The organism is Streptomyces zhaozhouensis, from assembly GCF_900230195.1.
Classification (GTDB): Bacteria; Actinomycetota; Actinomycetes; order Streptomycetales; family Streptomycetaceae; genus Streptomyces; species Streptomyces zhaozhouensis.
In genome coordinates, this window is sequence record NZ_OCNE01000009.1 from 1 (window position 1) to 22569 (window position 22569).

At 74.3% G+C, this 22569-nt stretch carries 20 protein-coding genes; 8 read left to right on the forward strand and 12 right to left on the reverse strand.

What is annotated here, in order from left to right:
- The first annotated feature begins 61 nt into the window (after positions 1-61).
- Positions 62-2614 (forward strand): ABC transporter permease, encoded by a 2553-nt coding sequence (locus CRP51_RS14235; protein ID WP_097231553.1) that lies wholly within the window; start codon positions 62-64, stop codon positions 2612-2614.
- A 317-nt stretch (positions 2615-2931) separates the two neighbouring features.
- On the opposite strand, the gene proC is transcribed toward CRP51_RS14235, so the two are convergent.
- From proC to CRP51_RS14260, 6 genes are all read right to left on the reverse strand, one after another.
- Positions 2932-3738 (reverse strand): pyrroline-5-carboxylate reductase, encoded by an 807-nt coding sequence (proC, locus tag CRP51_RS14240; RefSeq protein WP_097231554.1) that lies wholly within the window; start codon positions 3736-3738, stop codon positions 2932-2934.
- Between the two features lie 149 nt (positions 3739-3887).
- Positions 3888-4664, reverse strand: coding sequence for a class I SAM-dependent methyltransferase (locus CRP51_RS14245; protein WP_097231555.1), 777 nt, complete (start codon positions 4662-4664; stop codon positions 3888-3890).
- Between the two features lie 4 nt (positions 4665-4668).
- Entirely contained in the window at positions 4669-4821 is a 153-nt protein-coding gene (locus tag CRP51_RS28855; protein WP_170970554.1) for a hypothetical protein, read from the reverse strand.
- Positions 4822-4981: 160 nt separating this feature from the next.
- Entirely contained in the window at positions 4982-5272 is a 291-nt protein-coding gene (locus CRP51_RS14250; protein ID WP_170970555.1) for a hypothetical protein, read from the reverse strand.
- Positions 5269-5616 carry an ArsR/SmtB family transcription factor gene (locus CRP51_RS14255; protein ID WP_097231556.1) on the reverse strand — a complete coding sequence of 116 codons (348 nt, stop codon included), beginning with the start codon at positions 5614-5616 and terminating at the stop codon, positions 5269-5271. Before CRP51_RS14255 ends, CRP51_RS14250 begins: the two co-directional genes overlap by 4 nt.
- 206 nt (positions 5617-5822) lie before the next feature.
- The gene (locus tag CRP51_RS14260) at positions 5823-6350 is read right to left on the reverse strand and encodes a hypothetical protein (RefSeq protein ID WP_097231557.1); all 528 of its coding nucleotides are present in this window, start codon (positions 6348-6350) and stop codon (positions 5823-5825) included.
- 129 nt (positions 6351-6479) lie between these two features.
- Between CRP51_RS14260 and CRP51_RS14265 the strand changes: the two genes are divergently transcribed.
- A complete protein-coding gene (locus CRP51_RS14265; protein ID WP_097231558.1) occupies positions 6480-8666 on the forward strand; it encodes a serine/threonine-protein kinase in 2187 nt (728 codons plus the stop codon).
- Between the two features lie 275 nt (positions 8667-8941).
- On the opposite strand, the gene ilvD is transcribed toward CRP51_RS14265, so the two are convergent.
- Complete coding sequence (ilvD, locus tag CRP51_RS14270) at positions 8942-10789, reverse strand: dihydroxy-acid dehydratase (RefSeq protein WP_097231559.1); 1848 nt, start codon at positions 10787-10789, stop codon at positions 8942-8944.
- Positions 10790-10959: 170 nt separating this feature from the next.
- The gene (locus CRP51_RS14275; protein ID WP_097231560.1) at positions 10960-11841 is read right to left on the reverse strand and encodes a DUF3109 family protein; all 882 of its coding nucleotides are present in this window, start codon (positions 11839-11841) and stop codon (positions 10960-10962) included.
- A gap of 37 nt (positions 11842-11878) precedes the next feature.
- On the opposite strand from CRP51_RS14275, the gene CRP51_RS14280 reads away from it, so the two are divergent.
- On the forward strand, positions 11879-12811 hold the full coding sequence (locus tag CRP51_RS14280; protein WP_097231561.1) for a Ppx/GppA phosphatase family protein: 933 nt from the start codon (positions 11879-11881) through the stop codon (positions 12809-12811).
- A gap of 57 nt (positions 12812-12868) precedes the next feature.
- Here CRP51_RS14280 and CRP51_RS14285 read toward each other — a convergent pair whose 3' ends face one another.
- On the reverse strand, positions 12869-13606 hold the full coding sequence (locus tag CRP51_RS14285; protein WP_097231562.1) for an ABC transporter permease: 738 nt from the start codon (positions 13604-13606) through the stop codon (positions 12869-12871).
- Complete coding sequence (locus CRP51_RS14290; RefSeq protein WP_097231563.1) at positions 13603-14385, reverse strand: ABC transporter ATP-binding protein; 783 nt, start codon at positions 14383-14385, stop codon at positions 13603-13605. Before CRP51_RS14290 ends, CRP51_RS14285 begins: the two co-directional genes overlap by 4 nt.
- Positions 14386-14449: 64 nt before the next feature.
- Between CRP51_RS14290 and CRP51_RS14295 the strand changes: the two genes are divergently transcribed.
- On the forward strand, positions 14450-15322 hold the full coding sequence (locus CRP51_RS14295) for a sugar phosphate isomerase/epimerase family protein (protein WP_245880593.1): 873 nt from the start codon (positions 14450-14452) through the stop codon (positions 15320-15322).
- The gene (locus CRP51_RS14300) at positions 15319-15948 is read left to right on the forward strand and encodes a TetR/AcrR family transcriptional regulator (RefSeq protein WP_097231565.1); all 630 of its coding nucleotides are present in this window, start codon (positions 15319-15321) and stop codon (positions 15946-15948) included. The genes CRP51_RS14295 and CRP51_RS14300 overlap by 4 nt, the downstream gene beginning before the upstream one ends.
- A gap of 151 nt (positions 15949-16099) precedes the next feature.
- On the opposite strand, the gene CRP51_RS14305 is transcribed toward CRP51_RS14300, so the two are convergent.
- Complete coding sequence (locus CRP51_RS14305; protein ID WP_141514604.1) at positions 16100-17698, reverse strand: BACON domain-containing protein; 1599 nt, start codon at positions 17696-17698, stop codon at positions 16100-16102.
- 207 nt (positions 17699-17905) lie between these two features.
- On the opposite strand from CRP51_RS14305, the gene radA reads away from it, so the two are divergent.
- Complete coding sequence (radA, locus tag CRP51_RS14310) at positions 17906-19303, forward strand: DNA repair protein RadA (protein ID WP_097231567.1); 1398 nt, start codon at positions 17906-17908, stop codon at positions 19301-19303.
- 42 nt (positions 19304-19345) lie between these two features.
- Positions 19346-20470, forward strand: a complete 1125-nt coding sequence (gene disA / locus CRP51_RS14315) for a DNA integrity scanning diadenylate cyclase DisA (RefSeq protein WP_097231568.1) — start codon at positions 19346-19348, stop codon at positions 20468-20470.
- Between the two features lie 197 nt (positions 20471-20667).
- Here the strand turns inward: disA and CRP51_RS14320 are convergent, their stop codons facing one another.
- Positions 20668-21483 (reverse strand): hypothetical protein, encoded by an 816-nt coding sequence (locus CRP51_RS14320; RefSeq protein WP_097231569.1) that lies wholly within the window; start codon positions 21481-21483, stop codon positions 20668-20670.
- Positions 21484-21617: 134 nt separating this feature from the next.
- Between CRP51_RS14320 and CRP51_RS14325 the strand changes: the two genes are divergently transcribed.
- Positions 21618-22550: an iron-sulfur binding domain-containing protein gene (locus tag CRP51_RS14325; protein ID WP_097231570.1), complete on the forward strand. Its 933-nt coding sequence runs from the start codon at positions 21618-21620 to the stop codon at positions 22548-22550.
- Positions 22551-22569 lie beyond the last annotated feature (19 nt).

Here is a 22569-nt window from a genome sequence, read left to right on the forward strand (position 1 = left end):
ACCCCACCGCCGACCGCGTCCTGGACCGGATGCGCGGCTTCGACGGACAGGGCCGCACCTCATGACCGTCCTCAAAACCTCACTCCGCAGCTTCTACGCCCACAAGGGGCGCATGGCGCTGTCGGCGGTCGCGATCGTGCTGTCGGTCGCGTTCGTCTGCGGCACGCTCGTCTTCAGCGACACGATGAGCAGTACTTTCGACCGTTTCTTCGGCAGGACGAGTTCGGATGTGACCGTCGCGGCCGAGGAGGAGGAGCATCGGCAGCAGACCGGCGTTCCCCGGACGCTTTCCGAGGACGTGGTGGAACGGGTGGCCGCCGTCGAGGGGGTCGCCGGGGCGCACCCCGCGGTGGAGTCGACCGATCTCACGGTGGTCGACGCGGCCAACGAGAACCTGGACTCGGACAGCGGGGCGCCCACGATCGGCGCCGACTGGGGCCCGGTCAACCAGCGGTTGATGGAGCTGGTCGAGGGCCGGGAACCGGCGGGCGCCGACGAGGTGTTGGTGGACGCGGACACCGCCGAACGGCGGGACGTCGCGGTCGGCGACGCGTTGACCGCGGTCACGGCCGCCGGCAGCCACGCGGTGACGGTGGTCGGGGTGGCCGAGTTCGAGGGGAGCAACCCGGGCGTCGCCTATCTGCTCTTCGAGCCGACGGCGGCGCGTGCCACGCTGCTCGGCGCACCGGACCTGGTCAGCTCCGTGGCGGTGGACGCGGCGGACGGGGTCTCCGACGCCGAGCTGAAGTCCCGGATCGCGGAGGAGCTGGGCGGTGGCTTCGAGGTCAACACCCGGGAGGAGAACCGGAAGGAGGCCATGGAGGAGGTCGGCTTCCTGGACGTGCTGCGGTACGCGATGCTCGGCTTCGCCGGGATCGCGGTGCTGGTCGGGATCTTCCTGATCGTCAACACCTTCTCCATGCTGGTCGCCCAGCGCACCCGCGAGATCGGCCTGATGCGCGCCATCGGGACCAGCCGCCGCCAGATCAACCGCTCCGTCCTCGTCGAGGCGCTGCTGCTGGGCGTCGTGGGCTCGGCGCTGGGGGTGGCCGCCGGGATCGGGCTGGCCGCGCTGATGCTCCGCGGGATGAGCGCGATGGGGATGAACGTCGAGGGCACCTCGTTGACGGTCGCCGCGACGACCCCCGCGATCGGGATGGCGGTCGGTGTGGTCTCCACGGTGCTGGCGGCCTGGCTGCCGGCGCGCCGGGCGAGCCGGGTCTCCCCGATGGCGGCGCTGCGCGAGGCGGGCACGCCGGGTGACGCGCGGGCCGGCCGGGTGCGGGCGGCGTTCGGCCTGCTGCTGACGGGCGGCGGTGCCGCCGCGCTGGGGATGGCGGCCGCCGCGGACGAGGCGTCGGACGGTTCGGCCTTCCTGGCGCTGGGCCTGCTGGGGACGCTGGTGGGCGCGGTGGTGGCGGCGCCGGTGCTGGCGTCGTGGATCGTGCGGGTGTTGAACGCGCTGGTGCTGGGCGTCTTCGGCCCGGTGGGCCGGCTCGCCGGGCGGAACGCGCGGCGCAACCCCCGGCGCACGGGCGCGACGGCCAGCGCGTTGATGATCGGACTGGCGCTGGTGAGCGGGCTCGCGGTGGTGGGTTCCTCGGCGGTGGCCTCGGCCTCCGACCAGTTGGACCGCACGGTCGGCGCCGACTTCATCGTGGACAGCAGGGGCCAGTCGATCGTGGAGGAGGCCGCGGACGTCGTGCGGGAGACGCCGGGTCTGACGCATGTCACGGACTACACCGGCGTGTGGGCGACGTTGACCACGCCGGACGGCGCGGAACGGGACGAGGAGCTGGTGGCTGCCTCGCCGACCTACGCCGGTGACCTGGTCTCCGAGACGGTCGAGGGCGAACTGGCCGACGCCTTCGCGCCGGGCGCGATGTCGGTGCCGGAGACCTTCGCCGAGGAGCGCGGGCTGTCCCTGGGGGACACGGTGCGCGTCGACTTCACCGGCGGCGGTTCGACGGAGCTGACGGTGGCGGCCGTGACCTCGGAGGACACGGTGATCGACCAGGGCGCCATGTATCTGGGCATCGACACGGCCCGTGAGCTGCTCGGCGCGGAGATGCCGAACAACATCGCGATGTTCGCCAAGGCCGAGGACGGCCAGGAGGAGGCGGCCTACGCCGCGCTCAAGGAGCGGATGGAGCGCTTCCCGCAGTACGACGTCGCCAACCAGGCCGACTACAAGCAGCAGTTGGAGGACGAGATCGGGGCGCTGCTGAACCTGGTCTACGCGCTGCTGGCGCTGGCGATCCTGGTGGCGGTCCTGGGGGTGGTCAACACGCTGGCCCTCTCCGTGATCGAACGGACCAGGGAGATCGGGCTGATGCGAGCCATCGGCCTCTCCCGGCGGCAACTGCGGAGGATGGTGCGGCTGGAGTCGGTGGTGATCGCGCTCTTCGGGGCGGTGCTGGGGCTGGGGCTCGGCATGGCGTGGGGGCTGACCTCGCAGCGGCTGCTGGAGCTGAGCGGGTTCCGGGTGCTGGAGATCCCGTGGTCGACGCTGGCCGTCGTCTTCGTCGGCTCGGCGGTGGTGGGCCTCGTCGCGGCCCTGATGCCCGCCTTCCGTGCCGGCCGGATGAACGTGCTGCGCGCCATCGCGGACTGACTCCGTCGGTTTCGGGGAGCGACGACCCACCTGACCGGTACCGCTCCGTTGTCGTCCGCACCCCGGTGGGGGCGGGGGAAAGACGACAACGGGCCTGGCCGGCCGGGTGGGTCGTCGCCTGCGTCCCGGTGCGCGGTCACTCGCGCAGATCCCCACGCCCCCGGCCGTGGCGAGCGCGGTCGATCAGACGCGGGTCCACATTGGGCCACTGACAGCCGCCCTGCGGACACGCGAAACCACACGGCACATCCATGGCGAGGGAACGACGACAACGCAGCAGCACCGACCAGGTGGGTTGTCGCCCTCCCGCTCAGGCGTCAAGCGTCAGCGCCCAGCTCCCGGCTGCGGTCCCGCGCCGCCTCCAGGGCGGCGATCAGCGCGGCGCGCACCCCGTGGTTCTCCAGCTCGCGGATCGCGTTGATCGTCGTGCCGCCGGGCGAGGTCACCGCCTCGCGGAGGGCGACGGGGTGCTCGCCGGTGTCCCTGAGCATCGCGGCGGCGCCCACCGCCGACTGGACGATCAGCTCGTGGGCCTTGTCCCTGGGCAGGCCGAGCAGGATGCCGGCGTCGATCATGGCCTCGACCAGGAAGTAGAAGTAGGCGGGCCCGGAGCCGGAGAGCGCGGTGGCCGCGTCCTGCTGGGACTCGGGGAGCCGCAGGGTGCGCCCGACGCCGGCGAAGATCGCGTCGGCGGCGTCCAGGTGGCGCTCCGAGGCGTGGGAGCCGCCGGAGATCACCGACATGCCCTGGTCGACGAGGGCGGGGGTGTTGGGCATCACCCGCACCACCGGGGTGCCGGGGGTCAGCCGGGACTCCACGAACGCGGTGGTGATGCCGGCGGCGGCGCTGATCACCAGCCGGTCGGCGGCGACGTGCGGGGCCAGTTCGTCCAGCAGCGCCGGCAGGTCCTGCGGCTTGACCGCGAGGATCAGCGTGTCGGCGAGCTTCGCCGCCTCCGCGTTCGGCACCGCCCGCACGCCGTGCCGGGTCCGCAGCTCCACCGCGCGGTCCTCGCGGCGGGCGGTGACCAGCACGTCGTCGGGGGCCCTGCCGGCGCCCAACAGGCCCACCAACAGGGCCTCGCCGATCTTTCCCGTGCCGATGACGGCGATCTTCCCTGACATTCCGTGCTCACCCGCTCCGCATCCACGTCCGCACGCGACGGCCGTCCGTCCCGACACCGCCGTCATCCTCGCACCGGGCGGGCGCCGGGCGTCGAATCGTCCGAGTGTCGGTCAGGAGCCGGCCGCGAATGCGTGACGATCGCGCGTTCTCAGTCGGTGGTGAGCTCGTTCGGTCGCGGAAGATACGTCAGCCGCACGACATAGGACTCCTCCACCAGGCCGTCGGGGAAGAGCGCGCCGACGATCGCCTCCTCCTCGGCGAGCACCGGGCGGGTCTCCACCTGGTCCAGCACGGCGAACTGGGAGTGCGTGGCCAGATTGGCCAGATGGGTGGCGATCGGCACGGTGCGGCTCCAGGCGACCTCGCGGTAGACGGGGCGGAGCGCGGGTTCGAGCGCGGCGAGGTGGCGGCCCACGATGCGGGTCACGTCGTGCGCGCCGTGCTGCGGCAGGCGTCTGCGCAACCGTTCGACCTGCTCGTCGATCCAGCCGACGGAACGGTCGTTGGTGTTCCACCAGAGCGCCAGGCCGCCCTCGGGGCGCAGCACCCGCAGCGCCTCGGGCAACGCGACCTCGGGCCTCGTCCAGTGCCACGCCTGGGCGTAGGTGACCAGGTCGACGCTGCCGTCGGCGAACGGGAGCGCGTCCCCGACCGCCCGCACCAGGGGCACGCCGGGGGAGGCGGTGGCGAGTTGGGCGGCCATGCCGTCGCCCGGCTCGACCGCGGTGACCCGGACGCCCCGCTCGCCGAGGCCGCGGGTGGCCTTGCCGGTGCCGGCGCCCACGTCCAGCGCGTGGGCGTCGGCCAACGGACGGCCGAAGCACTCCTCCAGCGCGTCGTAGAGGGCGGGCGGATAGTCGGGGCGGGCGGAGGCGTACTCGGCGGCGACGGCGTTGAACGAGGTGGCGAAGTCAGAGGTCCGCATGGCCTCAGCCTTCCCCAACGTCCCCCTCCGCACCGGGGTTCTTCGGGGTCGGGCGGTCCTCGGGACGGTGGTGCTCCCGGGGGAAGCCGCGGTTGTCGTACTCGCCGTTGGGCTGGGCCGGCCGCACGATGCGGACCAGGCGGTGCAGGGCGCGCATGGGAACTCCTCCACGGAGGTGGATCACGGAAACGGTCGGTAACCGCCGGAAACAGTCTGGAACGGTCGGGAGGGCGGGTGGAAAGGCAAGCGTGAAGACAAGCGGAAGGACGGGCGGCGGGGCGGCGAAGTGCGGCGGGGACCCGTCCGGTCGGTTCGGCTCAGTCGACCTCGCGCATCATCCGCTCGACGGAGCCGACGGAGGTGCGGACCTGCGCGAGTTCGTCGCTGTAGCGGCGGAGGATCTCCGTGTTGTCCTCCAGGAGTTCGGCGTACTTGGCCGCGAGCCTGCGGTACTCCTCCTCGCGGCCGGCCAGCATCCTGGCCCGCCAGGTGGCGGCGATCTGCCAGACCACGACGATCATCAGGACGAAGACGCCTCCGGTGCCCAGGGCCGCCGCCCAGACGGCGGCGGGTTCGCTGGCCGCCTGGGAGGCCAGGGTGTCGTTCACCGCGTTTCCTCTCTCTGCCCGGTCCGGCTGAGTGTCTCGGTGGCCAGGGCGATGCTGTCGGGGGTGAGCTGGTACACGAACGGGGTGACTTCGTAGAAGCGCATGGCCTTGCCGTCGTCCGAGAGCTCCAGCGTGCTGGTGACCAGCCCGGCGGCCTCCAGACGTTGGAGGTGCATGTGCAGCAGCGGCCGGCTGATCCCGGTCTCCCTGGCCAGCCTGCTCACGTAGTTCCGCTCGTGGGTGAGCGCGGCGACGATCCGCAGCCGGTGCGGGTTGTTGAGCGCGCCCAGCACCTTCAGCAGGTGGTCGCCGTCGGACACGGCGTCCGCGTCGTCCCGGGACACGCGTCTCCTCTCCGGACCCGACCGCCGCCGGACCGCCCCGGGGCGCCCGACGCCCCGCGCGGCCGACGTGGCCGTGCCGTTCTCATGCGACCAGCGTCCAGCGGCGCGCGGCACGCGTCAAGAAAAGCTGACACATGCCAGGGGCCGCTGAGGGTTCCCCCTGAAGCACCCCTGAGACAACGGCTCGGGGTTCTCCGGGGGCCGCGTCAACGCCGCTTGCGGCGCGCGGGGTTGCGGGAGCGCTTGGCCACCAGCCGGCGGTAGCGCTCCAGCGCCTCCTCGTGGGTGGCGCGCGCCAGCCGCTCCCCCGGCGCCTCGACCGCGCTGCGCAGGGTGTAGGCGAGCAGCACCCCGACGAAGCCGACCACGTTGATGGAGCGGAACGCCGCCTCGTCCACTCCCGTCTCCGGCGCCGGCCTGGTGTATCGCAGCCACTGGCGGGTGAAGGCCAGCGCCGTGCAGATGGCGAACGCGAGCGCGACCAGGGCGCCCAGCCACCCCGGCGTCTCGGCCCCGCTCATCCCGCCGTAGCCCAGGGTCAGCAGCAGCGCGCCGGCCGCGGTCGCCACCAGGGCGCCGGTGAAGAGGACGACGCGGCGCAGCCGGTAGCCGCCGGAGCGGTCCACCCAGCTGGTGCCGTAGAACCGGATCGACTCCGGGCGCGGCTCGCTCGGGGGCTGGGCCGCGCTCTCCGACGCGGGCGAGGGGGCGGTGGGCCGCACAGACTTGGACATGTGGTCGATTATCTCCGTGGCGACCGCGCCGGGTCACGCCCCCCACGGAAGTACGCTGTCCCACGGCGCACCGCGAGGGACCGACACGCCCCGGGTGCGACCGGTACCGAGCCACTCCGGGGGAGTCGCATGGCTGACGGCCGCGAGACCAGACCAGAACGGATCGGTGACTACGTCATCGAACGCCGGCTGGGCAGCGGCGGCATGGGCGTCGTCCACCTGGGCCGCACGGTCGCCGGCCGGCAGGTCGCGATCAAGGTGATCCGGCGCGAGTACGCGGAGAACGCGGGCTTTCGCGCCAGGTTCCGCCGCGAGGTGGCCGCCGCGCGGCGGGTCAGCGGCGCGTTCACCGCGCCGGTGGTGGACGCGGACCCGGAAGGCGACCCGCCCTGGCTGGCCACGCTCTACGTTCCCGGCGGCTCGTTGACGGAACGGATAGACCGCGAGGGCCCGTTGGCGGCGCGGGAGGCGGCGCGGGTCGGCGCGGAGCTGGCCGAGGCGCTGCTCGACATCCACCGCTGCGGGCTGGTCCACCGGGACCTGAAGCCGGGCAACGTGCTGCTCGCCGACGACGGGGTGCGGGTCATCGACTTCGGCATCTCGCGCGCGTTGGACGACGGACACCGGCTGACGGAGGACGGCGCGGTGCTCGGCTCGCCGCCGTTCATGGCGCCCGAGCAACTGAGCGGCGGCGGCGAGGTGACGGCGGCGGCCGACGTGTTCGCGCTGGGCGCCGTCGTCGCCTACGCGGTGACCGGGCACAGCCCGTTCGACACGGACGGCACGGCCGGCGGCGACCCGCTCGCGGTGGCCTACCGGGTGGTGCACGAGGAGCCCGACCTGAGCGACGTGCCTCAGTCGCTGCGGGATCTGGTCGGGTTGTGCCTGGTCAAGGACCCCGAACAGCGGCCGGGCGTCGCGGCGGTGCTGCGGATGGCGGCCTGGGCCGACACCCGCGCGCAGGCCGCCGGCGTGCGCGAGTCGCCGGTGTGGCGCGGCACGGGTCCGGCGGAGCCGGGCACCGGCGCGGGCGGAGCGGGCGCGGGCGAGCGGCGCGGCACGCGCCCCGGCGTGAACGCCGGCGTGCGCGACGGGGAGGGGCGCGGGGGGCGCTGGCGGCGCTGGGCGGCGGCCGCGGTGGCGCTGGTGGCGGCGGGCGCGGTGGCCACCGCGCTGTGGCAGTACCGGCCCTCCGACGACGGCGAATCGGAGGGCGGGGGCACCGGCGCGGCGCCGGAGGACCCGTCGACGCTCGAAGGCCCGGCGCCGGCCGACCCCTGGGAGGTCGACCTGCGGGACTGGGGCGTGCGCGACGCGCCCACCGAGGGCTTCGGCTGCGAACCGGCCACCGACGGCGGCGTGCTGTGCTCGGCCGCCGGCCAGTTCACCCTGCTGCTCGACGCGGACGGCGGGGAACGCTGGCGGTTCAACGGCCCGCGCGCCGGCGGTCCCTGGCCGAACGCGACGGTCGTCGGCGACAGCGTCATCGCCCCGTCGGACGGGGGCCTCGCGGCGCTCGACCCGGCCAGCGGCGAGGTGCGTTGGCAGATCGACGCCCCCGAGCTGGGCGACACGCTGGCCGTCGGCGACGAGGCGGTGGCGTTCCGCAACGGCGACAGCACGGTGCGCTTCTACTCCGCCGACGGGCCGGACCCGTTGGGGAGCTGGGAGGCGCCCGGCCGCTACCTCACCGACCTGCTCGGGCACGGAACCCGTTTCCTGGCCGCCAGCAGGGAGGACGAGAGCGGGCAGTTGCCGCGGCTCCAACTGCTCTCGGACAGCGGCCAGTCCCTGTGGCCGACCCCGCTGGCGCCGCCGGACGAGGTGCCGGGGCTGCTGCACGGGGTCGGGATGGACGAGGAGGCCGCGTACTTCGAGGAGTGGGACGTGGACCTGCCGGTGACCAACGCGGTCTGGCGGCTCGACCTCGCCACCCGCGAGTGGACCAGGACGGAGCTGCCGGAACCGACCGAGCCGCGCACGGTGTTGGCGGAGGGCACGCTCTACGCCTCCAGCCTCGGCGGTCAGCTCGCCGCCGTCGACCCGGCGGCCGGCGAGGTGCGCTGGCACCGGTCGACCGGCGCGCGGATCGCGTCCCCGCCGACGCTGGCCGACGGGGTGCTCCATCTCTCCGACGGCGACGGCGCGTTGCACCGGTTCTCGGCGGAGGACGGCGAACCGCTGGGCGCGGGCGAGCCGCACCCCGGAACGCCGGGCCCCGGCAGCGACGCGTCCCCACCGTCACCGGCGGTCGGCGACGAGGCGGTGTTCGTCCCGACGCTCGGCAACACGCTGTATGCGGTGCCCCGCCGGTAGGGGTTGGCGGGGCGAGCACGACAACCCACCCGGCCGTGAAGCTCCCGGCGCGCAAGGGGCGCGGGGAACGGCGCGAGCAACCCACCACGGTTGGCAGACGACAACCCACCCGGGCCGGCAAGGCCAGTAGTCGACTGCGCCCCGCCACCCAGCAAGCGCGCAGTTCCCCGCGCCCCCAAACCGCCCACCGGCCGAAAAGGGGCGCGGGGAACGGCGCGAGCAACCGCCCACCGGCGCGCAAGGGGCGCGGACGAACAGCCGCGCGGAGTCGGCGGTTAGCCGCGCCGCTCCAGGGCGTCGAGGTCGCGGACCGCGCCGCGGTCCGCGCTCGTGGCCATCGCCGCGTAGGCGCGCAGCGCCAGCGAGACCTTCCGTTCGCGCGCGACCGGCGCGTACCGCCCGTCCAGCTCGGCCCGGCGCCGCGCCAACTCGTCGTCGGCGACCTTCAGTTCCAGCGAACGCCCGGGGATGTCGATGCGGATCGGGTCGCCGTCCCGCACCAGCGCGATGGTGCCACCGGCCGCCGCCTCCGGCGAGACATGACCGAGGGAGAGCCCCGACGTCCCGCCGGAGAACCGCCCGTCGGTGATCAGCGCGCACTTGGCGCCCAGCCCGCGTCCCTTGAGATAGGAGGTCGGGTACAGCATCTCCTGCATCCCGGGGCCGCCCCTGGGGCCCTCGTAGCGGACGACGACCACGTCGCCCTCCTTGACGCGCTTGGTGAGGATCGCCTCCACCGCCTCCTCCTGGGACTCGACGACCACCGCCGGCCCCTCGAAGGTCCAGATCGACTCGTCGACGCCCGCGGTCTTCACCACGCAGCCGTCCTCGGCGAGGTTCCCGAAAAGCACCGCCAGCCCGCCCTCGGCCGAGTAGGCGTGCGCGACGTCCCGGATGCAGCCCTTCTCGGCGTCGGTGTCCAGCGTCTCCCACCGTTCGGACTGGGAGAACGCCTCGGCGGAACGGACGCAGCCCGGCGCCGCGTGGAACAGATCGACCGCCTCGGGCGACGGCGAACCGCCCCTGATGTCCCACGTCTTGAGCCAGTCGGCGAGCGTGGCGCTGTGCACGGAGTGCACGTCCTCGTTGAGCAGCCCCGCCCGGTACAGCTCGCCGAGGATCGCGGGGATGCCGCCGGCCCGGTGCACGTCCTCCATGTAGTAGCTGCCGTTGGGCGCCACCTTGGAGAGGCAGGGCAGCTGGCGGGAGAGCGCGTCGATCTCCTGGAGGCCGAAGTCCAGCTCCGCCTCCTGCGCGGCGGCCAGCAGGTGGAGGATGGTGTTGGTGGAGCCGCCCATGGCGATGTCCAGCGCCATGGCGTTCTCGAACGCCGCGCGGGAGCCGACCACGCGCGGCAGGACCGAGGCGTCGTCCTGCTCGTAGAAGCGGCGGGTGATCTCGACCACCGTGCGGCCGGCGTCCTCGTAGAGCGCGCGGCGCGCGGTGTGGGTGGCCAGCACGGAGCCGTTGCCGGGGAGGGAGAGGCCGATCGCCTCGGTGAGGCAGTTCATCGAGTTGGCGGTGAACATGCCGGAACAGGAACCGCAGGTCGGGCAGGCGTTCTCCTCGATCCTGGCCATGTCCTCGTCGGAGACGGAGTCGTTGGCCGCCTCCGACATGGCGCTGATCAGGTCCAGCTTCCGGACGGTGCCGTCCACCAGCGTGGTGGTGCCGGACTCCATCGGGCCGCCGGAGACGAAGACCGTCGGGATGTTCAGCCGCATCGCGGCCATCAGCATCCCGGGGGTGATCTTGTCGCAGTTGGAGATGCAGATCAGGGCGTCGGCGCAGTGCGCCTCCACCATGTACTCGACGGAGTCGGCGATCAGGTCGCGGGACGGCAGGGAGTAGAGCATCCCGCCGTGGCCCATGGCGATGCCGTCGTCCACCGCGATCGTGTTGAACTCGCGGGGAACGCCGCCGGCCTCCTTGATCGCCTCGGAGACGATCCGGCCGACCGGCTGCAGGTGGGTGTGGCCGGGGACGAACTCGGTGAAGCTGTTGGCCACCGCGATGATCGGCTTCCCGAAGTCCTCCCTGGCTACCCCGGCGGCGCGGAGGAGGGCGCGGGCGCCCGCCATGTTGCGGCCGTGGGTGACGGTTCTGGACCTCAGGCTGCCCATGATGATGCCTCTCCTCGCGAGACGGTGCGGCTACCCTCCCGAGGCTACGCCCGCCGGCCGCGTTCCGGGACGGCGATACCGGCATCCGGACAGGCGGGGGCTGCCCGAGGGCCCGGCGTTCCCTCGCACGGGGCCCCGTTCCGAGGCCCCGTTCGGCAGGGCGCCCGCCGTCAGCCCACGGGCGCGGGCGGGTCGGCCGGGTGCGGGGCCAGCAGCGGGAGGGGGCGGACGCCGGGCGGGGTGGCACGCTGGGCGGCGAGCCTGGCCTCGCACAGCTCGACGAGCTGGTCGTAGCCGTCCTTGCCCATCAGCTCGGTCAGCTCGGCGCGGTATCCGACGTAGAGCGGCTCCGACCCGCCGTGTGCCGCCGGTGCGCCCGTGCACCACCAGTGCAGGTCGTGACCGCCGCCGCCCCACCCCCTGCGGTCGTACTCGCCGATGGAGACGCACAGCAACTGCTCGCCGTCGGGCTGCTCCACCCACTCGTAGGTGCGGCGCACCGGCAGCTGCCAGCAGACGTCCGGCTTGGTCTCCAACGGCTCGCGCCCCTCGGAGAGCGCCAGGAGGTGCAGCGCGCAGCCCTGCCCGCCGGCGAACCCGGGCCGGTTGTTGAAGACGCAGGCGCCGAGGTGGCGGCGGGTGCGTCGTTCGCCGTCCTCGTCGAGCTCGACCCAGCCCTCGCGGGAGGAGCCCTCCGCGTGGAACTGCCACTGCTCGGGCGTGAGTCGGGCCACATGCCCCGCGACCCGCTCCTCGTCCTCCTCGTCGGAGAAGTGCGCGCCCAGCGTGCAGCAGCCGTCGCTGGCGCGCCCCGGCTGGATGCCCTGGCAGCCGCGGCCGAAGACGCAGCTCCAGCGGGAGGTCAGCCAGGTCAGGTCACAGCGGAAGTACTGCTCGGGGTCGGCCGGGTCGGGGAACTCGACCCACGCCCTCGGGTGGTCGAGCGCCACCTCGTCCCCGGCCGCCCGGCGCCTCGCGCCGTCCCACGCGCCGTCGGAACCGCGGTCGTCCGGGGCGCTTCTGTCCGGCTTCGCCCTCTTCGTCTTCGCCACAAGGCCCAGGGTAGAGGGCCGGGTAGCGTTGTCGGGCATGAGACTCGGAGTTCTCGACGTGGGTTCCAACACGGTTCACCTGCTGGTGGTTGACGCCCATCCCGGCGCCCGCCCGCTGCCCGCCTACTCCCACAAGACGGAGTTGCGGCTGGCCGAGTTGCTCGACGAGCGGGGGGCGATCAGCCCGGCCGGCGTGGAGCGGCTGGTGGCCACCGTCCGGGAGGCGCTGGAGGTGGCGGAGGAGCACGGCGTCGCCGACCTGCTGCCGTTCGCCACGTCGGCGGTGCGGGAGGCGGGCAACGCGGAGCAGGTGCTGGCGCGGGTGGCGGCCGAGACGGGGGTGGCGCTCCAGGTGCTGTCCGGGGAGGACGAGGCCCGGCTGACCTTTCTCGCGGCGCGGCGCTGGCTGGGCTGGTCGTCGGGGCGGCTGCTGCTCTTCGACATCGGCGGCGGCTCCCTGGAGATCGCGTTCGGCCTCGACGAGGCGCCGGACGCGGCGGTCTCGCTGCCGCTCGGCGCGGGCCGGCTGACGGCGGCCCGGCTGCCGGGCGATCCGCCCTCGTCGGCCGACGTGCGGGCGCTGCGGCGCGACGTGCGCACCGAAGTGGCGGGCGTGGTCGGCCGGTTCAGCCGGCTGGGGGCGCCGGACCGGGTGGTGGCCACGTCGAAGACGTTCAAGCAGCTCGCCAGGATGGCGGGCGCGGCGCGCTCGGCCGAGGGGCAGTACGTCCGCCGGCAGCTGAGCAGGACCGACCTGCGGGAGTGGAGCCAGAAGCTCGCCGAACTCCCGGTGGCCGAACGGCGGGAGCTGCCCGGGGTCTCCCCCGGCCGGGCCGGTCAGCTGCTGGCGGGAGCGCTGGTCGCGGAGGCGGCGATGGACCTCTTCGGCGTGGAGTCCCTGGACATCTGCCCCTGGGCGCTGCGCGAGGGCGTCATCCTCCGCCGCCTGGACCGGATGCGCGCTCCCTGACCCCCGCGCCCCCGGCGCCGTGAGCGCGCCGGGGTGCGGTTCCTTCCACCGAACGGGTCACTCCGTGCGTCGCCGCAGCGTCGCCGCGCCCAGCGCCAGGACCAGCACCGCGACGCCGCTGACCACCACCGCGTCGCGCACGTAGTCGCCGGTGACCTCCGCGCTGGCCAGCACCTCGTTCATGCCGTCCACCGAGTAGGACATCGGCAGCACGTTGGACACGTACTCCAGCACCGGCTGCATCGTGTCGCGCGGCGCGAAGAGCCCGCACAGCAGCAACTGGGGGAAGATCAACGCCGGCAGGAACTGCACCGCCTGGAACTCCGAGGCGGCGAACGCCGAGACGAAGAGCCCGAGCGCGGTGCCGAGCAGCGCGTTGAGCAGGGCCACCAGCAGCAGCAGCCAGGGCGAGCCGGCCACGTCGAGCCCGAGGAGCCACAGCGCGACGCCGGTCGCGACCGCCGCCTGCGCCACGGCGAAGAGGCTGAACGCGAGGGCGTAGCCGACGATCAGGTCGCCCTTGCCCATCGGCATCACCAGCAGCCGTTCCAACGTGCCCGAGGTCCGCTCGCGCAGGGTCGCGATCGAGGTGACCAGGAACATGGTGATCATCGGAAAGATGCCCAGCAGCGAGGAGCCGATGAAGTCGAAGGAATCGGGGTCCGCGTCGAAGACATAGCGCAGCAGCACCAGCAGCCCCACCGGGACCAGCAGCAACAGCGCGACGGTGCGCGGGTCCTGGCGCAGCTGGCCCAGCACCCGGCGGGTGGTGGCGAACGTGCGGGCGGGGCTCACGGCCGCACCTCCCGCCGGTCGGCGTCGGCCGCCACCAGGGCGAGAAACGCCTCCTCCACGGTCGCGACCCCGCTGCGCTCGCGCAGCGCCCGCGGCGAGTCCTCGGCGAGCACCCGTCCCTCGCGCATCAGCACCAGCCGTCCGCAGCGGTCCGCCTCGTCCATCACATGGGACGAGATCAGCAGCGTGGTGCCGCGTTCGTCGGCGAGCCGGTGGAAGAGACCCCACAGCGCGTTCCGCAGCACCGGATCGAGCCCGACCGTCGGCTCGTCGAGCACCAGCAGCTCGGGGGCGCCGAGCAGGGCGGCGGCCAGGGAGACGCGGGAGCGCTGGCCGCCGGAGAGGTCCCGGGTGAGGGACGTCGCGCGGGCGGCGAGGTCCACCTCGTCGAGCACCCGGTCCACCTCGGCGGCGCGGGCGGAGCGCGCGAGGCCGAGGACGGCCGCGAAGTACTCCAGGTTCTGCCGGACGGTGAGGTCCGCGTACACCGAGGGCGCCTGGGTGACATAGCCGAGGCGGGGGCGGAGCGCGGCGGAGCCGGCGGGCCGGCCCAGCACCTCCAGCGTCCCGGTGACACCCTTCTGCGCGCCGACGACGGCCCGCATCAGCGTGGTCTTCCCGCAGCCGGAGGGACCGAGCAGCCCCGTGACGCTGCCGGCCGGGACCTCGAAGTCCAGCCCGCGCAGCACCTCGCGCCCTCCGCGCCGCACGTTCAGCCCGTGGGCGCGCACGGCCGGTTGACCGGCGTCGGCGTGCCCGTCGCCGTTTTTATTAATCATGCGTTTAATTATTCTCCCGGGGGCGTCACGGCGTCAAGCCACCCGCCGCGCCCGTGCGCGTAGGCTGGTCGCCGTGGCAGATCCAGAACCCGTCGACGAGGTGAGAGTCGGGCTGTCGACGGCCTCCGTCTATCCGGAGAACACGGCGGCGGCCTTCGAGATAGCCGGCAGACTCGGCTATGACGGGGTCGAGGTCATGGTGTGGACCGACCCGGTGAGCCAGGACGTCGAGGTCCTGCGCCGGCTCTCCGACGAGCACGGGGTGCCGGTGCTCGCCGTGCACGCGCCCTGCCTGCTGGTGACCCAACGGGTCTGGTCGACCGACCCCTGGCGCAAGCTGGTCACCGCCCGTGCCGCCGCCGAACGCCTGGGCGCGGACACCGTGGTGGTCCACCCCCCGTTCCGCTGGCAACGCGCCTACGCCCGCGGCTTCGTCGAGGGGATCGCTCGACTCGGCGCGGAGAGCGGCGTGCGCTTCGCCGTGGAGAACATGTACCCCTGGCGCTACCGCGACCGGGAGATGCAGGCGTACGCCCCCGGTTGGGACGTGACGGACGAGGAGTACCCGCACCTGACCCTCGACGTCTCCCACTGCGCGACCGCCAGGGGCGACGCCCTGGAGCTGGCCGAGCGGATGGGCGAGCGCCTGACGCACGTCCACATCGGCGACGGTTCCGGCTCCGGCAAGGACGAGCACCTGGTGCCGGGGCGCGGCGCGCAGCCGTGCGCCGCCGTGCTGGATCGGCTGGCCGCCACCGGGTACCGGGGCCATGTGATCGCCGAGATCAACACCCGTCGGGCGACGTCGGCCCGCGAGCGTGAGGCGGACCTCGCCGAGGCGCTGGCCTTCACCCGGCTGCATCTGCGGCAGCCGGCACCCGCGCCGCCGCCCGGCGGGCGGCGCGCCGCCGAGAGGCGCGGGGAAGCCGGCCGATGAGCACCGCCTCGGGGCGGCGCCGGGGCCGGCCGTCGCGGGCCGAGAGCGAGAACGGCTCCCCGGGCGCCCGCGAACGCATCCTGGAGTCCGCCCGCGCCGAGTTCGCCAGGCGCGGCTACGACCTGGCCTCCGTCCGCGCCATCGCGCGCGGCGCCGACGTCACCCCCGCGCTGGTGCACCACTACTTCGGCACCAAGGAGCAGGTCTTCGCGGCGGCGGTCCGCGCGGCCGTCGAGGTCGCCGCGCGCGCCTTCGCGGCGGCGGAGCCGACCGGCCCCGACGGGTTCGGCGAGAGCTTCACCCGGCTGTTCTTCGGTGTCTGGGAGAACCCGACGACCCGCGGTCCGCTGCTGGCGCTCTTCCGGTCGGCGGCGAACAACGACACGGCGGCGGCCATCTTCCGCGGCGCCATCACCGACCATCTGCTGAGCCGGGTGGCGGGCGCGCTGTCCGAGCCGGACGCCGAACTGCGCGCCGAGCTGGCCGCGATGCAGCTCGTCGGCGTCGTGCTCGGGCGCTATGTGCTGGGCCTGGAACCGCTGGCCAGCACCGACGCCGAGGTGCTGATCCGGCGGCTGGCGCCGGTCGTCCAGCACCACTTCACCGGACCGGCCACCGCGTTCTGACGCCTCGCCGCGCTCCGAACTCCGCGTCCCCAACTCCACGCCCCGACCGCCGGGTTCCGACCACCGGGTCCCGATGCCTCGGCGCGCCTCGGGGAGCGCGCCTCGGGAAGCGCGTTTCGGGGAGCGCGCCGGCCCTCCCGGGACGGCCCGCTCAGACGGGGCTCGGCTGCGGAACGGGGTCGTCGCTCGGCGGGTCGGACGGCTCCTCGATGGGCGGGTCCGACGGCTCCTCCGGGGGCTCCTCGGGATCCTCCGGACTCTCACCCGTGCCCTCGACGGTGATCTGGGTGCCGGTGGGCTGGACGAACACGGACCCCCGCCAGGGGCCGGCGGGCTGCCGCGCCGTGTCGACCAGCACCTCGATCACCACCGTCTCCCCCGGCCACAGGGTCCCGGAGGAGCGGTCGAGCAGCAGCCAGTCGGCGTCCGTCGAGGCCGACCAGTCGACCGGGGAGCCGCCGGAGACCGTGAGGGTGAGCAGCGTGCCCGAGCCCGTCGTCGCCACGTCGACGAACAGCTCCCCCGGCGCGGGCGTGGTCGGCTCCCCTGCCTCGGAGCCCGCGCTCTCGCGGTCCTCGGGGGAGGCGTCGTCCGACGGCTCGGGGTCGGGGCCGGTCGGCTCCTCCCCCTCCGCCGGCTCGTCGGGGGAGGCGGGGCGCCGGCGCTCGCGCTCGCCGTTCGGCTGGCGGCCGGGGCCGCCGCCCTCCTCCACCACCTCGTCGGGGACGCTGGCCGACATCCCCTCCAGCTCGGCCGCCTCGCCCGTCACGGGGCCGCCCCGGTACGCCGCCCACAGCGCCAGCACCGGGGCGGCCAGGACCGTGGCCACCACCGTGCCGGTGACGGCGCGGCCGCGCAGCCGCTCGCGGCGCGCCGCGCGGTCCTTCTCCGGAAGCGGGAAGCCCCAGCGGTCCCACCGCGGCCCCGGCTGCGCGCGCGCCCGGCGCACGGCCAGGCGCGCGGCGTGCACGGCGGGCCTGGGAGCGCGCACCACCGCGAGCCGCGTCTGGCCGGCGGGGGCGGTGCCCGGCCAGCCCAACCCGGCCATCGCGCGCTGCGCGACCAGCCGACAGGCCGGGCACTCGTCCACGTGACGCACCAACTCCCGCCGCAGCGTGGGCCCGAGGAGCAGCCGCCGGTCGTCGCCGGAGAGCATGGCCATCGAGGGGCAGTGCGCCGAGTCGACCGCGGCGAGCGCGGCCGTGGTGCGCTCGACCTCGCAGTGCGCCGTGGTCAGCAGGGCGCGCGCCGCGTCCTCCGCGAGCCGCAGCACCCGGGCGATCTCGGCGGTGGTCAGCCGGTGCCTGACCGCCAACTCCAGCGCCTCGCGCTGCTCCTGCGTGGTGCCGGCCGCCTCGGCCCAGGCCAGCATCGCCAACTCCCGGCGCCGCTGGGCGTCCTCCCCGACGGCACGCGGACCGGCGCTCACGCCCTGCTCGCGCTGGAGCGCGAGCCGGCGCAGACAGGACCAGCGCACCAGCGCGTACAGCCAGGATCGCGCCAGCTCGGGCGCCTCCGGGCGCCGCCCGCGCTCCTGCTGCCGCTCGGCCAGCGCCAACGCCTCGCCCAACGCGGCGATGGCGGCGTCGTGCTCGCACATCACGGAGAGGCAGTAGGTGAAGAGCCCGTCCAGGTCGGCGTCGGCGTAGGCGGCGGGGCGCGCGCCACGTCGGGCACGCGGCCGGGGCGAGGCGGCGTGCTGGGGGCGTCGCCCGGTCAACGGTGAGGGCTGGGCGCGACAGCTGGTCATCACCTGGTGACGTTAGGCGCCCGACGGGCGACCGGCGGAGCCGGAGGCCCCAGGTTCCCCCCAACGGGTGATCCTCGCTGCCCCGAGGCGACGACCTGTGGTGACGCCGGGCCGCGCGCCCCTGCCCGAGGCCGTCCCGCCCGGCGCCTAACGGGCGTCGGCGGGTGGTTCGTTCGGCTGTCAGTGCGCGACGGTAGCGTTCCGCCCATGGCTCGAAAAAGTGACCGTCCGGCGTACCGCTGCACCGAGTGCGGCTGGTCCACGGGGAAGTGGCTGGGCCGCTGCCCCGAGTGCCACGCCTGGGGCACGGTCGAGGAGGTCGGCGGCACGCCCGCCGTGCGCACGGTCCCGGCGGCGCGCGTCGCCTCACCCGCGCTCCCCATCGGGCAGGTGGACGGCGCGGCGGTCACGGCCAGGAGCACCGGCGTGCCCGAGCTGGACCGGGTGCTCGGCGGCGGTCTGGTGCCGGGCGCCGTGGTGCTGCTGGCCGGCGAGCCGGGCGTGGGGAAGTCCACGCTGCTGCTGGACGTCGCGGCCAAGGCTGCCTCGCAGCCCCGCCCGACGCTCTACATCACGGGCGAGGAGTCGGCCGGCCAGGTGCGGATGCGGGCGGACCGCATCGGGGCGCTCGACGACCACCTGTACCTCGCGGCGGAGACGGACCTGGGCTCGGTGCTCGGCCAGTTGGACGCGGTCAGGCCCGGCCTGCTGGTGCTGGACTCGGTGCAGACCGTCGCCTCCGCCGAGGTGGACGGCGCGCCGGGCGGGGTGGCGCAGGTGCGGGAGGTCGCGGGGGCGCTGATCCGCGCGTCCAAGGAGCGCGGGATGTCCACGGTCCTGGTGGGCCATGTGACGAAGGACGGCGCCATCGCCGGCCCCCGGCTGCTGGAGCACCTGGTGGATGTCGTGCTCCACTTCGAGGGCGACCGGCACGCCAGGCTCCGCCTGGTGCGCGGGGTGAAGAACCGCTACGGAGCGACGGACGAGGTCGGCTGCTTCGAGCTGCACGACGAGGGCATCACCTCGCTCGCCGACCCCTCGGGCCTCTTCCTCACCCGCAGGGACGAGCCGGTCCCCGGCACCTGCCTGACGGTCACCCTGGAGGGCCGTCGGCCGCTGGTCGCCGAGGTCCAGTCGCTGACGGTCGACAGCCAGATCCCCTCCCCCCGGCGCACCACCTCCGGCCTGGAGACCTCGCGGGTGTCGATGATGCTCGCCGTCCTGGAGCAGCGCGGCCAGATATCGGCCCTGGGGAAGAACGACATCTACACGGCCACGGTCGGTGGCGTGCGGCTCTCCGAGCCGGCGGCGGACCTCGCGGTCGCCCTCGCCCTGGCCAGCGCCGCCAGCGACACCCCCCTCCCGAAGAATCTGGTGGCCATCGGCGAGGTCGGGCTCGCCGGCGAGGTGCGCCGGGTCACCGGTGTGCAGCGGCGGCTGGCCGAGGCTTCGAGACTGGGCTTCTCGCACGCCCTGGTGCCGGTCGACTCGGGCGAGGCGCCCCCCGGGATGCGGGTGCTTGAGGTCGCCGATATCGGGGAGGCGCTGGGTGTGCTCCCGGCGTATCGGGCGGAGTCCGCCGGGCGGCAGAGGGCACGCCGGTAGACTCGGCGGCTCAGATCGCGGTTTCGTCCCCCGGAGGAGTGCATGGCAGCCAGCGACCGGCCGGCGAGTCCCGGCAGGGCCGTGGGTGGCTCGGGAGCGGACAGCCTGCTGCGCGCCGCGCTCAGCGCGGTAGCCCCCGGCACCCAGCTGCGGGACGGCCTGGAGCGCATCCTCCGGGGCAGCACGGGCGGTCTCATCGTGCTCGGAGTCGACCGCACGGTCGAGTCGCTGTGCACCGGCGGCTTCGTGCTGGACGTCGAGTTCACCGCGACCCGGCTGCGCGAGCTGTGCAAGCTCGACGGCGCGGTGATCGTGGACCGGGACATCTCCCGCATCGTGCGCGCCGGCGTGCAGCTGGTGCCCGACCCGAGCATCCCGACCGAGGAGACCGGCACCCGGCACCGCACCGCGCAGCGGGTCTCCCTGCAGACGGGCTTCCCCGTCGTCTCGGTGAGCCAGTCGATGCGGCTGGTCGCGCTCTACCTCGACGGCCAGCGGCGGGTGCTGGAGGACTCCGGCGCGATCCTCTCCCGCGCCAACCAGGCGCTGGCCACGCTGGAGCGGTACAAGCTGCGGCTCGACGAGGTCGCCGGCACGCTCTCCGCCCTGGAGATCGAGGACCTGGTCACCGTCCGGGACGTGGCGGCCGTGGCGCAGCGGCTGGAGATGGTCCGCAGGATCGCCGTCGAGATCGCCGAGTACGTGGTGGAGCTGGGCACCGACGGACGGCTGCTCTCGCTCCAGCTGGACGAGCTGATCGCCGGCGTCGAGCCGGAGCGCCAGCTGATCGTCCGCGACTACCTCCCGGACGCCGCGGGCAAGCGCTCCCGCAAGGTCGGCACCGCGCTCGCCGAGCTGGACGGCCTCGGCCACTCCGAGCTGCTCGAACTGGCCCTGGTGGCCAGGGCCCTGGGCTACAGCGTGGCCCCCGACTCCCTGGACACGGCGGTCTCCCCCCGCGGCTTCCGGCTGCTGGCGAAGATCCCCCGGCTCCCCGGCCTGGTCATCGACCGACTGGTCGACCACTTCGGCGGCCTCCAGAAGCTGCTGGCGGCCAGCGTCGACGACCTCCAGGCCGTGGACGGCGTCGGCGAGACCCGGGCCCGCTCCGTCCGCGAGGGCCTCTCCCGCCTGGCCGAGTCCTCGATCCTCGAACGCTACGTCTGACCCGCACCGGGGGGAGGGCCGGACCGGCCGACCCCCGACGACGCACCGCCCTCTCCCGCAGCCGGCAGCGACGAACCACGCGCCGCCGCGACGTAGCCGGACGGTCCGGGGCGCACAAGGCACCGCACACCCCGGCGCATCCGGACCGTTCCCCGCCCAGAGCCCCGCCGGCAGGCGGCAGGCGGCGGCCCGAGGGCCTAGTCCTCGGCGAGCCGGAAGGACGTCTGGGTGACCGGGTGGCCGGAGAGCTGGGCCTCGGCGAGGTAGGTGCCGGGCGAGGCGGCGGGGCCGGGATCGGCGTCGCAGTCGGCCGACGAGTGCCGCAGGTCCCAGATGATCGTGTGGTCGGCGGTGCCGCCGGCGGAGACCGCCGTGGGCGAGGAGGCCGGGGTCTCGGGGCAGTCGGCGGAGGACCAGATCTCGTCGCCCGCGTCGTCGACGAGCGAGATCGTCAACGCGTCGTGGCCGAAGTCGACCCGGCAGGACGCCGCGCCGGTGTTCTCAGCCGTGAACCGCAGTTCGGGTTCCTCGCCCGGGGAGTAGTCGTTGGCGTCGCTGCGCAGCGAGAGCGTCAGTTCGCTCTCCAGGCATCCGGGAAGCCCCCCGGCCCCGCCGCCCCCGCCGCCGGAGTCGCCGCCGCTCTCGGAGCCGTCACCGCCCGCGCTATCGCTGTTCCCGCCGTCGTCCTGCCCCTCGGAGCCACCAGAACCGTCCGAGTCGGCCGAGCCGCCGTCGTCCCCTTCTTCGTCGCCCTCGTCCCCGTCACCGTCGTCCTCGCGGCCGCCGGGGCGTTCCTCGATCAGCGACTCCGAGGGCGTCGGCCCCGGGGTGATCGAGTCGGCCGGGCCCTTGCCGTCGTCCTGGCCGGAGGCGTTGGAGCTTCCGCCGCCCGTCGAACGCACCGCCCAGAAGACAAGCAGCAGCACCACGGCGAGCACGCACGCCATCACGGCCCTGCGGCGCCAGTAGATGGCGGAGGGCAACGGGCCGACCGGAGTTCGCAGTGATCCCACGCGGAAACCTTACGAGACTTCGGCCACACCCGAATGACCCACCCTCGGCTTGCCAGGACACCGTTCCGTATCAACACGCGCGAGGCGCGGGCCGCTTTGTGCCGTGGCCGGGCCGTGCCAGGATCGCCCTTGCCATGACTGCGACGACTGCGACTGACACAGCCCAGGGCGAGGCGTCCTCCGGGACCGACCCCGACGCCCTGCACGCGCCGGTGATCGAGTGGTTCCACCACAACGCCCGTGACCTGCCCTGGCGACGGCCCGAGGCCGGTGCGTGGGGCGTCATGGTGAGCGAGTTCATGCTTCAACAGACGCCGGTCAGCCGCGTGCTGCCGGTCTACGAGGAGTGGCTGCGCCGCTGGCCGCGCCCGGCCGACCTGGCGGCGGAGCCGTCGGGCGAGGCCGTCCGCGCCTGGGGACGCCTGGGCTACCCGCGCCGCGCGCTGCGGCTGCACGGGGCGGCGGCGGCCATAGCGGAACGGCACGGCGGCGAGGTGCCGACCGACCACCACCAGCTGCTGGCGCTGCCCGGCGTGGGCGAGTACACGGCGGCCGCCGTCGCCTCGTTCGCCTACGGCCAGCGGCACGCGGTGCTGGACACCAACGTGCGCCGGGTCTTCGCCCGTGCCGTCTCGGGCACCGAGTACCCGCCGAACGCCACGACCGCGGCCGAACGCAAGCTCGCCAGGCTGCTGCTGCCCGAGGAGCCGAAGACGGCGGCCCGTTGGGCGGCGGCCACCATGGAGCTGGGCGCGCTGCTGTGCACGGCGCGCACGCCGGACTGCGGGCGCTGCCCGATCCTGGAGCAGTGCGCCTGGCGCCGCGCGGGCTCGCCGGCGCACCAGGGCCCGCCGCGGCGCGCCCAGACGTATGTGGGCACCGACCGCCAGGTGCGCGGCAAGCTGCTCGCCGTCCTGCGGGAGCTGCCGGGGCCCGTGCCCCGCGCGGCGCTGGACCGGGTCTGGCACGACCCGGAGCAGCGCTCCCGCGCGCTGGGCGGGCTGCTCAGCGACGGGCTGGTCGAACGGCTCCCCGACGGGCGCTACCGCCTCCCCGGCAGCTCCTGACGGCGACGGCGAACGGCGG

Coding starts and splice junctions, on each gene's coding strand:
- CRP51_RS14235 (WP_097231553.1), top strand. CDS start 62: ATGACCGTCCTCAAAACCTCACTCCGCAGCTTCTACGCCCACAAGGGG.
- proC (WP_097231554.1), bottom strand. CDS start 3,738: ATGTCAGGGAAGATCGCCGTCATCGGCACGGGAAAGATCGGCGAGGCC.
- CRP51_RS14245 (WP_097231555.1), bottom strand. CDS start 4,664: ATGCGGACCTCTGACTTCGCCACCTCGTTCAACGCCGTCGCCGCCGAG.
- CRP51_RS28855 (WP_170970554.1), bottom strand. CDS start 4,821: ATGCGCGCCCTGCACCGCCTGGTCCGCATCGTGCGGCCGGCCCAGCCC.
- CRP51_RS14260 (WP_097231557.1), bottom strand. CDS start 6,350: ATGTCCAAGTCTGTGCGGCCCACCGCCCCCTCGCCCGCGTCGGAGAGC.
- CRP51_RS14265 (WP_097231558.1), top strand. CDS start 6,480: ATGGCTGACGGCCGCGAGACCAGACCAGAACGGATCGGTGACTACGTC.
- ilvD (WP_097231559.1), bottom strand. CDS start 10,789: ATGGGCAGCCTGAGGTCCAGAACCGTCACCCACGGCCGCAACATGGCG.
- CRP51_RS14280 (WP_097231561.1), top strand. CDS start 11,879: ATGAGACTCGGAGTTCTCGACGTGGGTTCCAACACGGTTCACCTGCTG.
- CRP51_RS14290 (WP_097231563.1), bottom strand. CDS start 14,385: ATGATTAATAAAAACGGCGACGGGCACGCCGACGCCGGTCAACCGGCC.
- CRP51_RS14300 (WP_097231565.1), top strand. CDS start 15,319: ATGAGCACCGCCTCGGGGCGGCGCCGGGGCCGGCCGTCGCGGGCCGAG.
- CRP51_RS14305 (WP_141514604.1), bottom strand. CDS start 17,698: ATGACCAGCTGTCGCGCCCAGCCCTCACCGTTGACCGGGCGACGCCCC.
- radA (WP_097231567.1), top strand. CDS start 17,906: ATGGCTCGAAAAAGTGACCGTCCGGCGTACCGCTGCACCGAGTGCGGC.
- disA (WP_097231568.1), top strand. CDS start 19,346: ATGGCAGCCAGCGACCGGCCGGCGAGTCCCGGCAGGGCCGTGGGTGGC.
- CRP51_RS14325 (WP_097231570.1), top strand. CDS start 21,618: ATGACTGCGACGACTGCGACTGACACAGCCCAGGGCGAGGCGTCCTCC.